The sequence below is a fragment of the Fibrisoma limi BUZ 3 genome, assembly GCF_000296815.2.
Lineage (GTDB): Bacteria > Bacteroidota > Bacteroidia > Cytophagales > Spirosomataceae > Fibrisoma > Fibrisoma limi.
Map to the genome: position 1 here is coordinate 1,741,930 of NZ_CAIT01000009.1, position 15,061 is coordinate 1,756,990.

General features: G+C 47.9%; 7 protein-coding genes and 1 CRISPR repeat array. Of the genes, 3 read left to right on the forward strand and 4 right to left on the reverse strand.

Going from position 1 to position 15,061, the window contains the following annotated elements; genetic code table 11:
- Nucleotides 1-22 precede the first annotated feature (22 nt).
- The 3 genes from BN8_RS27025 (at nucleotide 23) to BN8_RS27035 (ending at nucleotide 2,057) form a co-directional block, all read left to right on the forward strand.
- Nucleotides 23-451 (forward strand): response regulator, encoded by a 429-nt coding sequence (locus BN8_RS27025; RefSeq protein WP_009285127.1) that lies wholly within the window; start codon nucleotides 23-25, stop codon nucleotides 449-451.
- Nucleotides 452-924: 473 nt separating this feature from the next.
- Nucleotides 925-1,491: a hypothetical protein gene (locus BN8_RS27030; RefSeq protein WP_009285129.1), complete on the forward strand. Its 567-nt coding sequence runs from the start codon at nucleotides 925-927 to the stop codon at nucleotides 1,489-1,491.
- An 83-nt stretch (nucleotides 1,492-1,574) separates the two neighbouring features.
- Entirely contained in the window at nucleotides 1,575-2,057 is a 483-nt protein-coding gene (locus BN8_RS27035) for a hypothetical protein (RefSeq protein ID WP_040006575.1), read from the forward strand.
- A gap of 13 nt (nucleotides 2,058-2,070) precedes the next feature.
- Nucleotides 2,071-11,801: a CRISPR direct-repeat array (repeat unit 29 nt; unit sequence ATTTCAATACCCGAAGGTGCGATTGATAC).
- Between the two features lie 227 nt (nucleotides 11,802-12,028).
- On the opposite strand, the gene cas2 is transcribed toward BN8_RS27035, so the two are convergent.
- Genes cas2 through BN8_RS27055 form a run of 4 tightly spaced genes read right to left on the reverse strand, consistent with a single transcriptional unit; the run spans nucleotide 12,029 to nucleotide 15,055 of the window.
- Nucleotides 12,029-12,292 (reverse strand): CRISPR-associated endonuclease Cas2, encoded by a 264-nt coding sequence (cas2, locus tag BN8_RS27040; RefSeq protein ID WP_040006576.1) that lies wholly within the window; start codon nucleotides 12,290-12,292, stop codon nucleotides 12,029-12,031.
- Between the two features lie 27 nt (nucleotides 12,293-12,319).
- The gene (gene cas1b / locus BN8_RS27045) at nucleotides 12,320-13,405 is read right to left on the reverse strand and encodes a type I-B CRISPR-associated endonuclease Cas1b (protein WP_009285139.1); all 1,086 of its coding nucleotides are present in this window, start codon (nucleotides 13,403-13,405) and stop codon (nucleotides 12,320-12,322) included.
- 49 nt (nucleotides 13,406-13,454) lie between these two features.
- A complete protein-coding gene (locus BN8_RS27050) occupies nucleotides 13,455-14,003 on the reverse strand; it encodes a CRISPR-associated protein Cas4 (RefSeq protein ID WP_009285140.1) in 549 nt (182 codons plus the stop codon).
- Nucleotides 14,003-15,055 (reverse strand): hypothetical protein, encoded by a 1,053-nt coding sequence (locus tag BN8_RS27055; protein ID WP_009285141.1) that lies wholly within the window; start codon nucleotides 15,053-15,055, stop codon nucleotides 14,003-14,005. Before BN8_RS27055 ends, BN8_RS27050 begins: the two co-directional genes overlap by 1 nt.
- Nucleotides 15,056-15,061: the final 6 nt, after the last annotated feature.

Below are 15,061 nucleotides of genomic sequence, written 5' to 3' on the forward strand. Positions count from 1 at the left end.
AGCCATAAAACCGCCATGGGTTATGGCTCTGCAACCTGGAAAGCTTTACGAAGTTGTTGTCGTGGATGATGACGAGGATGAGCACATCTTGTTTAGAGAAGCGGCTCGGCAATACTCAACCCAAATCAACATCCTTTTTTTCACCAATGGCGCTACGTTTATCAGCCATCTGCAAGCCAACAATGACAGGCCAAACTTGGTTATCTTGGATGTTCATATCCCCATCCTGAATGGGTATGAGCTTCTTATGGCCCTGAAACAGGAGGAAACTACCAAAGACATTCCAGTTGTCGTCTGGTCAGGGGTATTGCTGCCGCAGGAAATAAGCCGTTGCTACAAGCTTGGCGCGAACTCGGTCGTCGTCAAGCCGGACACCTACCCGTTATTGGTACAAAGCGTCGGCAATCTGTGTCGGTACTGGTTCGATACGGTGGCCCTCCCGTCAATCTAAGGGCAGTAAACAATTGTGATCACCATGATCCTGCTCATAAGCTCCACTAAGCTGCTGCTGGCCTTGTTTGTCATGTGCGTGGTGGCAAGCCTCGTCATACGATTGATCCGGTATTGGCTGGATAACGATTGAGTGCTCACCTGACCTAGCTTATTCCAGGAGCGATTACGGGCCACAACCTAACTATCTGATCAAAGACGAGCATAAAATGCAACCCAGAATAATAGGCGTATTTAAACGACCCAGATACACCAATTTAACCAGATTGAAAAAATTCTGATTTTTTTGAAATTTAGCATATAGTTATTCATCATGGTGAAGGGCTATTGGCAAGGCCGGACTGACCATGGAGCGATGACAAGGATAGTGATTAGCAAAGGTGTCGCCAATTCCGAGCAGCATCCAAGCTTGATAAAGTACAGGTTTAGAAGCTGGCACAATGTCTTATTTGACAGGCATAACGGATCAATCCTATGGATTTTAAATTTGATAAGTCTTATCCACCGGAGTACGCCCATCTGGAAGATTTTATCGCTAGAGCGAATCTCCAGCTCAAAAAGATGGATAGAGTCATTTACCGCGTAGCGGATATCATGAAAGAAGTACCCTTTTCATGGCAACGGTCGGCGGAAGACATTAAAAAAAATTATAGACGAGCACGTGCACTTTCTTATCTGGAGGATAAGCGATCAGCTTATCGGCGGGAAATCTTAGAGATGGTCTCAAAAGAGATGGCCGGTGCTGACCCGAAGGTTGCTCTTTGGGTTCGTCAAAGCTGCTCATTTCAACTAGACGGATTTGATGAACGAACCAGACGGCATCACAGCCAGCATGTCGACTTCCCTACCGAAAAGCTGTATAAGCTTTTCACAGAACTCCCGTCTATTCGAGAAGAAGAAACCATTGAGAAAGTGCCTGAGCGGCTTAAGGACGGTATAACTGAGAGCTTAGCGAAGGCGGACGAACTCATGAAAATGATGAAATATTTTAAAAAACGCCGACAAAATAATCAGCATCGGCGCGGTGGTCATCGACACTAATGGCTGTGAGACGCTTGGCGTCTTCTTGTACGGTTAAAACCCAGTAAGTTAGGTATTGAATTCATCATTAATTCACATTCATTATGTCATACAGTGATCTTCTCGCTCGTCAGGAAAAAGAGCTTGAACAGCTGAATCAGGAGTATTACGCGGATCAGGCAAATCTCAAAGATCTACAAAACAAACATTACGATAAAAGCCAGTATGACGGTCAATTAGACCGGCTCAAAGTATTGCATGAGAAGAAGGTCAAAGAGTTCCAAACCCGCTTCGCCCAAGAACAAAGAGATTATTTGGGGGAGCCCATACCACCTACCCCGATACCCGATATCTCCCAGAGCCAGGACAAGGCGGCTGATATGATCAAGGCCTATCGACAGCAACAAACATCTACCAAAACCAGCGGTCAACAAGATACGGACGGAGGCCAAGAGATCGAACATTCGCAACCTGTAAAAAGTCAGCCTATTGATGAGGCTGAAGTCAAAAAGTTAGCGCAACAAGCACGCATGAAGCGAGAGCAAAAGCATCAACAACAGCATCGGCGTGGATTCAGAAGACAGTAGGTCATAATTAGAGATTTCAATACCCGAAGGTGCGATTAATAAGTGTCGGATTTCCTGAAGGCCATCAAAGGTCGATACTTTCAATACCCGAAGGTGCGATTGATACTTTGACTAGATGCGTCCCTAACTGCTTGACGAAGACATTTCAATACCTGAAGGTGCGATTGATACGTTGACCGCTTTGTCAAAAGCCGCCAGGCAGTCGGTCATTTCAATACCCGAAGGTGCGATTGATACCAAAGCCGATAGCGCCGGGCGTCGGCGCTACGTATTCCTTTTCAATACCCGTAGGTGCGATTGATACCTGCGAGATCGGTAAGCGAGATCATCTCGGCTTTTGTCTTTCAATACCCGAAGGTGCGATTGATACGCCGAATAGTATTGCAGCCACCCACCCGAATTGCTCGTATTTCAATACCCGAAGGTGCGATTGATACGGGCTGGCTGGTAGCCCACGAATCGCCCGGTAATTCCTCTTTCAATACCCGAAGGTGCGATTGATACCATCGTATGAAGTACCATAAAATCGAGGCAACCGAAATTTCAATACCCGAAGGTGCGATTGATACTAAGGCTGATTCTTGATCAGCTTGATATTGTTCAGCTCAATTTCAATACCCGAAGGTGCGATTGATACTTACCTCAACGCGACGGCCTTCGGTCCAGATGCCAAATTTCAATACCCGAAGGTGCGATTGATACACGCGTCGATAAAGGGAGTAATGACGTGTTTAGCGTATTTCAAAACCCGAAGGTGCGATTGATACGTCAAAACCTACATGAGCGTATATACGTCTACGCATAATTTCAATACCCGAAGGTGCGATTGATACAAAAAGCCGGAGGCAACAGAGGACTAAACAGTCCCTAATTTCAATACCCGAAGGTGCGATTGATACTACGATGCATTGCGAGAGCAGTTTAATGAGATTCGCATTTCAATACCCGAAGGTGCGATTGATACGGACTTGTGGATGAAGGCCGGTTTTATTATTTCATCATTTCAATACCCGAAGGTGCGATTGATACCGGGCGGTTCGCTGGATCGCTTTGCTTCAGGATGCGAAATTTCAATACCCGAAGGTGCGATTGATACTAGGCCATGCGAGGGTTGATGTGCAGGCGTTTGTCACATTTCAATACCCGAAGGTGCGATTGATACCTTCAGCGCCCACGCTGGCGGCTCTTGTCGTCTCCGTCATTTCAATACCCGAAGGTGCGATTGATACTCAACATAACAGTAATCTTCTGCTTCTAGATCATAACATTTCAATACCCGAAGGTGCGATTGATACTCTGGGAATGGGAGAAAATCCCTCGCCTTTTAGGCGAATTTCAATACCCGAAGGTGCGATTGATACTCCATCGAAATCGGGGTTAATGGTTGGCGTAGGCCAGATTTCAATACCCGAAGGTGCGATTGATACTTTGTTTGGCTGATTCCTTGATTTTCTTCTCGCTTTCTTATTTCAATACCCGAAGGTGCGATTGATACTGGCGGTTAGTTACCCGAGTTCAGTTGCAGCGAGTCTGATTTCAATACCCGAAGGTGCGATTGATACACCAACGCCCGGGGGGATGCCCGCTACACGTCACTCACATTTCAATACCCGAAGGTGCGATTGATACCAGGCCCTTACGCGGTTTTTCAAACGCGACTCGACGAATTTCAATACCCGAAGGTGCGATTGATACTCCAGGGCCGCATCAGCCGCGTATAGTTCAATCTTATTTCAATACCCGAAGGTGCGATTGATACACAGATGCGCCTTTCGGATCAACTTCAGAATCTTCATTTCAATACCCGAAGGTGCGATTGATACAATCCTACCAACTCGAAAGTCTGGCTACTAAGCAAATTTCAATACCCGAAGGTGCGATTGATACCTCAGGCGGGCTATGAACAAGTAGAAAACGATATTATTTCAATACCCGAAGGTGCGATTGATACAAAACGGTTTACCTCCGCGCCAAACAGATTACAACATTTCAATACCCGAAGGTGCGATTGATACCCGCGTAGAACCGTCTGATCACCACCAATGCCGCCTGAATTTCAATACCCGAAGGTGCGATTGATACAAGCGTTTCAGAAGTGGCAAGAGTTGATTGACGTGTAATTTCAATACCCGAAGGTGCGATTGATACCGCTACGTTGATAGCCGATAGCTCAGACAAATAACGCATTTCAATACCCGAAGGTGCGATTGATACCTGGTGTCTCGTCCTCGCTCGTTTCGTAGCTGTATTATTTCAATACCCGAAGGTGCGATTGATACGTCCGCGAGCCGCGTTCGCAAGCGGGCCAAATTCGATTTCAATACCCGAAGGTGCGATTGATACGCTGTTGCTGATCGTGAGGTAGCCCGCACTGGATAATTTCAATACCCGAAGGTGCGATTGATACAAGCGAGGATCAGAGCATGACTCAAGAATATACCCCATTTCAATACCCGAAGGTGCGATTGATACAGGCGGCCACGGGTATCGGCGCGACCGAATTGATTTGGAATTTCAATACCCGAAGGTGCGATTGATACCTTCGGCTGATCCAGCTGAAAACCGAATCGTTAAAAATTTCAATACCCGAAGGTGCGATTGATACCCGATCCCCCCGCCGGAAGTACCCACGAACGTAAATTTCAATACCCGAAGGTGCGATTGATACGATTGGCCGATAAACCACAACTCAGGAAGCGGGCAAAATTTCAATACCCGAAGGTGCGATTGATACGGTTCCTGTAAGGCCCGGTTGTTAATGACAAATTCGATTTCAATACCCGAAGGTGCGATTGATACGGCCCAATAGCTACTACTGGAACGGGGGCGTGTCCAATTTCAATACCCGAAGGTGCGATTGATACGCTGGCTGACGGTACGCTGATTGTGCTCTATAACGTCCATTTCAATACCCGAAGGTGCGATTGATACATGTCGGTAGACGACTCCTGACCATCCAGAACGCAGATAATTTCAATACCCGAAGGTGCGATTGATACGACAAATCTTCCGCCCCTTCGCGGCTCAGCAGATCAAATTTCAATACCCGAAGGTGCGATTGATACCCAAAGCTCACCAAATACGACTAAACCAACAGCCCCATTTCAATACCCGAAGGTGCGATTGATACTGCCGACGTGGTCCAGCTCACACCAGTCCGGATTCAGGATTTCAATACCCGAAGGTGCGATTGATACAGGCTCATGTACGGATGCGAGGCCGTGTAAAAGACATTTCAATACCCGAAGGTGCGATTGATACGAGGTGATGGCCATCAACCGTGGTGGCCAGGAATACTAATTTCAATACCCGAAGGTGCGATTGATACCTCCCTCCTTCGATTTACGCAGCCAGATACCCAGATTTCAATACCCGAAGGTGCGATTGATACATGGTGTTCGCCGTAGAAGAAATCAGCAAAAAACTGCATTTCAATACCCGAAGGTGCGATTGATACATAGGTTCCGGCATTTTATCGGATAGGTAAATATTAATTTCAATACCCGAAGGTGCGATTGATACCAATCGGCTGGTAAGAATGCCGGAGGCATTGCCCCATTTCAATACCCGAAGGTGCGATTGATACTTGTCTTTTCAATCGCCAGCAAGGCCGTAGACGCTGATTTCAATACCCGAAGGTGCGATTGATACTGAGATTCAGCAGGACGGATTCGGCATCAGATTCGACTATTTCAATACCCGAAGGTGCGATTGATACACTTTCCAATTGACTTCGAACTACACGTCAGTACCGAATTTCAATACCCGAAGGTGCGATTGATACGGTCACCTACACCACGGGCGTGTATTCCGTCTATCATTTCAATACCCGAAGGTGCGATTGATACGTTACGCCCGGCCAGCCCTACAGCTTCAAACTGCCATATTTCAATACCCGAAGGTGCGATTGATACCTTTTTCTTCTTATCGATATTGTCAGCGTGTCGTAGATTTCAATACCCGAAGGTGCGATTGATACTTCTGCTGAATCGTGAGTCCGGATTGTTCTTCGCAATTTCAATACCCGAAGGTGCGATTGATACGGGGTGTTCCCCGTAAACGTGGTGCTTAGCAGCTGATATTTCAATACCCGAAGGTGCGATTGATACGAACGCCACCGATTACCATACCATTGGCGCCGACGAAATTTCAATACCCGAAGGTGCGATTGATACACCAAAAGGTTGACGCGGTGGCGCTGGTCAAGGAAAATTTCAATACCCGAAGGTGCGATTGATACCCGGCTTCAACAAAGAGTGGTTCTGCTACAAATACATTTCAATACCCGAAGGTGCGATTGATACCTCTTGCCGGTATCGCATTAGAAAAGGAGGTAGACATTTCAATACCCGAAGGTGCGATTGATACCTTGTGTGTGGAGTGCCTGAAGCGAGATATACTAAATTTCAATACCCGAAGGTGCGATTGATACGCCCGGGGTTTTTACCGGGCCTATACTGACCTGCGCATTTCAATACCCGAAGGTGCGATTGATACAAAGAGGGTTTTACTAGCTCCCAATTTCAAGCCATATTTCAATACCCGAAGGTGCGATTGATACCCGGGTCACCGGTTCTGCTGAAGCGCGTAACTGGGTGATTTCAATACCCGAAGGTGCGATTGATACATAAAGGGCGTGATGTACCTGGTCTGCAAGAAAACATTTCAATACCCGAAGGTGCGATTGATACGGTTTACGTAGCAGCCGCCTTTCGTGCCTTTCCCTCATTTCAATACCCGAAGGTGCGATTGATACATGTTGACTCGGATTTTTTGGAGCTCGACTCGGATTTATTTCAATACCCGAAGGTGCGATTGATACGCCGCTCGAGCGACGTTTATCCGGGCGTTTTCCTACTCATTTCAATACCCGAAGGTGCGATTGATACAATCAGAATCGCGCATCACCAATTCGGCCGTATCTCCATTTCAATACCCGAAGGTGCGATTGATACTGCTGACTGTAAATTTCACCGTCGGTCGACCAGAAATTTCAATACCCGAAGGTGCGATTGATACATTCATGCCACCGCAAAGATGCCAGACTGGTGTAAGATTTCAATACCCGAAGGTGCGATTGATACGTACCGGTAGACGGTACGGTAGAGGTCCGGTTGATTCCATTTCAATACCCGAAGGTGCGATTGATACCTGGCGGGCGGACGATAAATCCCGGGGCGGCTGGAATGATTTCAATACCCGAAGGTGCGATTGATACTAATGCCTGTTAGCGGGAATTAGCCCACACCTCTACAGATTTCAATACCCGAAGGTGCGATTGATACCCCCCCGTGCTCAGCTTACCGGGCTTCTGCCGGTTCACATTTCAATACCCGAAGGTGCGATTGATACGTTGGCCTGCAACCGCTCCACCTTGCGCCGTTTAAATTTCAATACCCGAAGGTGCGATTGATACTCCGTCAGCGTCGCCGTCGCCTGCATGAGCCGCTTGATTTCAATACCCGAAGGTGCGATTGATACCCCTTCACCGCAGGATCTTCCATCAGGATTCGAAAATTTCAATACCCGAAGGTGCGATTGATACCCGGACCCGGGGGCAGACCCGCCAGGTGCTCGAACTGATTTCAATACCCGAAGGTGCGATTGATACATCAGCCTAAACCAGTATAAAGCCGCGCCGGGTTTGCATTTCAATACCCGAAGGTGCGATTGATACTCATGCTTCACCGTGGCGCTGGTAGGCTTTCCCCCATTTCAATACCCGAAGGTGCGATTGATACTCCAAAGCGGAAGGGGGCACGGTGGGCGCAGCTGTTTCATTTCAATACCCGAAGGTGCGATTGATACTTTGTCTGCGATGAGGATGTAGCCGTGCGTGAACCGTATTTCAATACCCGAAGGTGCGATTGATACCAGCTTGTGTTCCGAGTTCTCGCTGAACTGGTGGTTGATTTCAATACCCGAAGGTGCGATTGATACTATGGTACTTAGCCCGGGCGGAATCGCCTAGCTCATATTTCAATACCCGAAGGTGCGATTGATACAAGCAAGGGCTGAAATCGGGTAAGAAAGGATCCGATAAGATTTCAATACCCGAAGGTGCGATTGATACAATTTGTTTTTGGCTACACCTTTCAAATGATTAATTACATTTCAATACCCGAAGGTGCGATTGATACCCGAGCGTATGAACAACATCAACCAGCGCGGCCCACCAGATTTCAATACCCGAAGGTGCGATTGATACTCAATGCTCATGCTGCCGTGAATCTGCGTGGCCGAATTTCAATACCCGAAGGTGCGATTGATACCTACGCTGGTGGGAACGCAAGCTGGCCACGGCTAAAATTTCAATACCCGAAGGTGCGATTGATACCCGCTGCCGGGTGGTCAGTTTATCGAGTGGGTTTACGGTATTTCAATACCCGAAGGTGCGATTGATACTATGAATTAGGCATTTCCCGGCAGACACTGGATAACATATTTCAATACCCGAAGGTGCGATTGATACGTCGTACCCTGGTCGACGTGGGCTTCTACTCCCAGATTTCAATACCCGAAGGTGCGATTGATACGGTAGCCGCGATTGAGGAGCTAAACCGAATTTCGCATTTCAATACCCGAAGGTGCGATTGATACTTTCCGTCTCTGGGTGCCTACATCTTCTGTGGCGATATTTCAATACCCGAAGGTGCGATTGATACTCTCTCCGTGCAGGCGGGTCTGCTCAGATAGTTTCCATTTCAATACCCGAAGGTGCGATTGATACGCCGAGCAGATCAGGTTGCGCGAGGAGGAAGAAGCCATTTCAATACCCGAAGGTGCGATTGATACTGCCGCAATCAAAACAACCACGCCTAGTATAACCACATTTCAATACCCGAAGGTGCGATTGATACGGGAGTAGAAGCCCACGTCCAACAGCGTACGACCAGATTTCAATACCCGAAGGTGCGATTGATACATACCGGCGAAGAATACAAGGCGTACCCGCCCCTGATTTCAATACCCGAAGGTGCGATTGATACGCTCTGATCCCGGCTTTGCGCCTGGTCATCGACAAAATTTCAATACCCGAAGGTGCGATTGATACAAACCCGCGCATGGTTACGTCCTGGCGGCTGTTTCGTATTTCAATACCCGAAGGTGCGATTGATACATTAAAGCCTATCTGGAGCAGGCCCACCCCCTTCATTTCAATACCCGAAGGTGCGATTGATACCCGACCCACCCCCGGCCACGGTGAGCTACAACTACCTAATTTCAATACCCGAAGGTGCGATTGATACGGCAGGTGAATACGATGCTTCAAGGCTATTACCTGATTTCAATACCCGAAGGTGCGATTGATACGCGGATCGTTTGCGGGGAACCCGCGCCGACGGCATATTTCAATACCCGAAGGTGCGATTGATACTCCGAATAGTTCGACGGCGACGTTTTCCCGCTCAAACATTTCAATACCCGAAGGTGCGATTGATACTTGCCGACTTAGACGACGTCAACGGCGTTACGAAGATTTCAATACCCGAAGGTGCGATTGATACGCCCGGTAAGCCCGATTGGTGGTAGTAGACCACCGCCATTTCAATACCCGAAGGTGCGATTGATACCCGAATCCGTTTAGCTGTCTGAATGTGAGAATGAATTTCAATACCCGAAGGTGCGATTGATACTAATGACCGGCTCAAGCCCCATACCCCGACCTAAATATTTCAATACCCGAAGGTGCGATTGATACCTAGTGCAATTTGATCTAAAGCAGCTTAACTACCAATTTCAATACCCGAAGGTGCGATTGATACAGATCCGGTTCGATGGAAAAGCGAGTTTGTTAACCTATTTCAATACCCGAAGGTGCGATTGATACCCGGAGCTCATTAACGACATCTACACCAATCATAACGAATTTCAATACCCGAAGGTGCGATTGATACGGATGCCCGGCGAACCGTCGAACGTGACCCGTTCCAAATTTCAATACCCGAAGGTGCGATTGATACACAACGCCCTGTTGGCGGCAAGGCAAGTAATTGAATAATTTCAATACCCGAAGGTGCGATTGATACAGGTGCAACCCATCACAACATTACTCCACGGTGCTAATTTCAATACCCGAAGGTGCGATTGATACTAGCGGCCGGCCTGGGTAACACTTGGGAATTGCGCCTGAATTTCAATACCCGAAGGTGCGATTGATACCGCGCAACGCTTCATAGCGTCTGAAATGCCGCCTTTTAATTTCAATACCCGAAGGTGCGATTGATACAGCCCGCGAAAAGATCGAACGCGACTTTGCCAAGCGCATTTCAATACCCGAAGGTGCGATTGATACATTGGTGGGGCGTCCCATCAATTAGGGGTTAGCTCATTTCAATACCCGAAGGTGCGATTGATACTCAGTCAGATTCTGGCGATTGACTGGGGTACGATTGATAATTTCAATACCCGAAGGTGCGATTGATACCCCTTTACGCTTATAGTTTGGTGCCGGTATGTATTATTTCAATACCCGAAGGTGCGATTGATACCGCTTACCGACATCGCCAATATTAAGACCTCGTAATTTCAATACCCGAAGGTGCGATTGATACTCAGTCAGCTTGGCGTTCACCCGGTCGATTAAGTCATTTCAATACCCGAAGGTGCGATTGATACCGGCTGACGAGGATAAACCAGCAGAAAATTAATTCAACATTTCAATACCCGAAGGTGCGATTGATACACGAACGGTGCCGGAGCCAACGACCTGATAGCCCCCACATTTCAATACCCGAAGGTGCGATTGATACAAGTTTCTGGGCCGGGTTACGAAGCCCGAATCATTCACATTTCAATACCCGAAGGTGCGATTGATACAGTTTCTCGGGGACACCAAAGCTGTTTCTGGACACCTAATTTCAATACCCGAAGGTGCGATTGATACTACCTGACAGGATGGTTAGGGCCGATAGGTCGCTGCTGTATTTCAATACCCGAAGGTGCGATTGATACAACCCCGAACCGGCCGCGTATAACCTCACCATTGGGGAATTTCAATACCCGAAGGTGCGATTGATACATCATGTGCCTGTATCTGGACGAGAGTACCAACATCTATTTCAATACCCGAAGGTGCGATTGATACTGGGGCTGAATCTAACCGACCGTAACCTGGACGCCATTATTTCAATACCCGAAGGTGCGATTGATACGCTTCCTGTCGACCAACACCTCAGCGACGCAGACCAAATTTCAATACCCGAAGGTGCGATTGATACGAGATACTATGACCCGTAAACTTCGTTTTGATACCCAATTTCAATACCCGAAGGTGCGATTGATACGGCTGGATAGGCGGCTAAGGCTTCGACAGAGGGCAACATTTCAATACCCGAAGGTGCGATTGATACGACTACGTATGCCCATCACCGTTCGGTTTCGTCTAATTTCAATACCCGAAGGTGCGATTGATACCCGAACTATCAATTCGTTACGAACGCAACGCCAAAATTTCAATACCCGAAGGTGCGATTGATACCAGCCGTACGCGTTACTTTGCTCAGTTCGTCAAACATTTCAATACCCGAAGGTGCGATTGATACTCATACGGTGCGCTGTCTGCCAACGGCCAGCCGCTACATTTCAATACCCGAAGGTGCGATTGATACTCTAAAACCCCGATGATGTGAATAACCTGGGGCTCTTTATTTCAATACCCGAAGGTGCGATTGATACAGCCCCAGGAGAGATCCAGCGTCTCGCACTTTAACCCATTTCAATACCCGAAGGTGCGATTGATACCAAGCTCAAAATAACACTTTATAGAGCTTAAAGTAAAGATTTTTAGACTATAAAACGAACGCAAAAGTCGTCGGCCTGAAATACTGTAAAAACAGTAGTAGGCCGACGACTTTTTGAAAATAGCTTTTTAAGGCGCTACAAGCAATTTTAGAGCTAAAATCTGAGTGTTATTAGCAATTAGGCTCTCCGTCGTCTGGCTGCTCTATAAAGGATGACGACTGAATCAGCTACAAAAATCGTGTCCGATTCACATCGTCTTTGCCTAATGCAATACGTTCGACATAGCGTTCGTCACGGAACTGATAAAACACTACCCCGTCATCCTCTTGCAAAAGTGCATCCGCCTCCAGTTGTAACTGCTTTAACTGGCTAACAGTCAGGTCACCCTCAAAAACTGAATTCTGCACCCAGGTTAAGTATCGCCGAAATAACTTCAGCATTTTACCCACTCGCTTCTGGTTCACATCATAAACGGCAATACAAAACGGCATAGCCATAACGGTTTAATATAAACGTCGTCACCACCACATGTGAAAACCTTGATAAGGATCGCCGACTGGGTCGCATAGGTGACGTACGAGTTTATAGCACTCATGGCGAATCAGTCGTTCGTAAGATACCTTCTTATTCATCGTTCGGTGTTGGACAGTCTGGCTCAGACGCTCGTCCCAGTTACCGACTACGATTTTACGTCCAGCTTCGGTTAGATAACAGCCACCCAGATATTTTTCAAAATGCCGTGGATTCAGCTCACCCGTTTTTAGAAGGCGAAAAATCATCCGGTCTACCAGCAAGGGTTTGAAAACTTCGGCTAGGTCTAGGGCCAGTGAAAATCTACGGTCGCCGGGTTCGTGCAGGTAGGCAATGGTTGGGTCGAGAGCAGTCCGGTAAATTTGTCTCAACACAGTTGAATAGCAAAGCGAGTTACCGAACGAAATTAGAGCGTTCAACTCATTGGAAGGCGGTCGTCGTTCGCGCTTATTAAACGGAAATCGGATAGCGACCTCCGGTCCCAGAAAGTGGGGCCAAAGTCGATAATACCGATCCCGAATACGCCCTTCAACTGCCATCAATGTGGGAATGTCGATCGCCATCGGTAGTGCTTCACGGTCTTTTTTAAGTTCAAGTAGGGTATCCTGCACAGCCGTCTGCTCCTGCCCTGCCAACCGGGGCTGGTAATATTTGATGACCCGTTCGATGTTAAACAAAGCTGCTTCGACAAAGGCACGAGCTAATACCAGTCGCCTTTTTGCACTCAGATAGTGCCGGGCCTGATCGACGCGTAACCGACCCGACAACTGACCTTCACGCGGGAATAGAGTGGCCGTGTAATTGCCGTAATAGTCGTAAAAAAATGTTGGAATGCCCTGCTGTCCCAGAAACGTAACGAGTTTGCTGTTAATATCAATTTCACCGAACAGGTACAGACTGTCGACGGCTTCGACAGGAAAAGGAGTTCGGGCACCGTCAGCCTCGGCGGAAGGTAATCCCTGATCATCAGGGTCATCATCGGGTAAGCGCTCACCAGTGGTTCGTTCCAGGCAGAGTGTATTGTGTTGGCGACGCAACCGGCCGCTGGAAAACAGGTAATGGGGTCGTTTCATATTAGTTAATGAGCGAAATGGTGAGATAACACATTACTTCATTCGCCTTTTATCCATAACAGAGTTCTTCGAAAGCGCATGTGGTACAAAATTTTCGCTTCGTAAGTCTGGGAGGGGGTGTTTCCTGAGCCGCTATGGACCGGAGTGCCGATACAGTAGTGGCAAGTTCAATGATATGTTCAGCATCCAGCGTAACAGGTTCCGCTCGGCGCAGTAACGGGTAATCCAGTTGACCGGTGAACGGCTGTCCGTTAGAACGGGTTACGCCGTTGAGATAAAGCAACCAGAGGTAGAACTGGACCTGCCAGCGGTGCGAATCCTCGCAGGCCCGACCTTTCTTTGTTTCGTGCAGAACGCCGTTCTTGAGGTTCGTCCGGTCGATCTTACCAATCAATTCCGTGCCATCAGGGGCTTCAGCGTTGATGGTGAGGTGTTTCTCGGCACGGTGGTAGCTATGGTCATCGAGCAATCGTCCGAGCGCCACCGCATCCGACTCCTGCTCCATCCACAGCCCCCGCATCGATAGCCATGCCTTTCGGGGGCACAGCTGGTAGTAGCCCACCAGCATCCCACCGATGCGGGGGTTAAGGGTGGTCATCAGTTTTCGTACTTGTAAGCCGACAACAATTCAACCAGCCGTTGTTCCGCCTGTTCCATCGCATCGGCCGAACCGCTAACACCCGGCACATACCCTTTGCAAGCCAGAGAAGTAAATAAATCAACTCCCTTAATAGGCTCCACAATTGGAATGGCCCGGTAGCTATTATCCCTATTTTGATCAGCATCCAGGTCGGCTCGAATCGCTCCGGCAATTCGGCTGGCATTATCGCTAATAGTAATAGCCAGCATCGTTTGTGGACTGTAGGTGCGCGCTTGATTGCTGGTGACATGCCAGTTAACTAATGCTGATGCTAAAGCTGGAATAATTTCCGTTCGACGTTCAGCGGGAGCAATAAGTCGTTCGCCATCAGCGGAGGCTACCCAGCCAGCATTCCGTAGATTCTGTAGAGAATCCGCGGTTAATTCCGGTTCATGTTGATTGACGGAAACACTGAATAGCCGGTTTAAATCGATGGCAACATCGAAAACGAACAAACCGGTTGTTCGGGAATTATCTGGAATCCAGTGCCGACGCGGTAACGTGCGTTGTTTTCTAGTTAGATAATCATTAATCTGCTCCTCGGAAAGCGCTTCTCCGGCAGCGTTAATAACTCGTATTGGATTATTGTCTGGTCGGTCACTCCGGTCGAATGTCAGATTTTCGTTTGTCATGCTTACCAACAATGGGTGCAATGGCCGCATAGCCGAAATAGACAATGGGCTGCGTCGTTTTAAGGTCACTACACCCGGCCGCGCCCGCATCCAGCCCCCAATCAATTGGTCGGCATACGTTGGATCACAGGGCGACCAGGGTTCTTTATTTCCCAACTCGTCTTTGTTATTGATCTCGTAATTGAACGTCACAGGTGCCCGGTCTTCTGCCAGCGTTTCAGAAAGCATATCCAGTAATGAGCGTTTTACCTGCTGGCCGCTTGAATAAGACACTCGTTTATTGAACGTCGGGTCATAATAGTTCTTCTGACCATCTTGAACGGCAAAAACAGTATGCTCGGCCACTTTTAGGCCACGTAAATAAAGGTAAGGTTTCATGGTTCG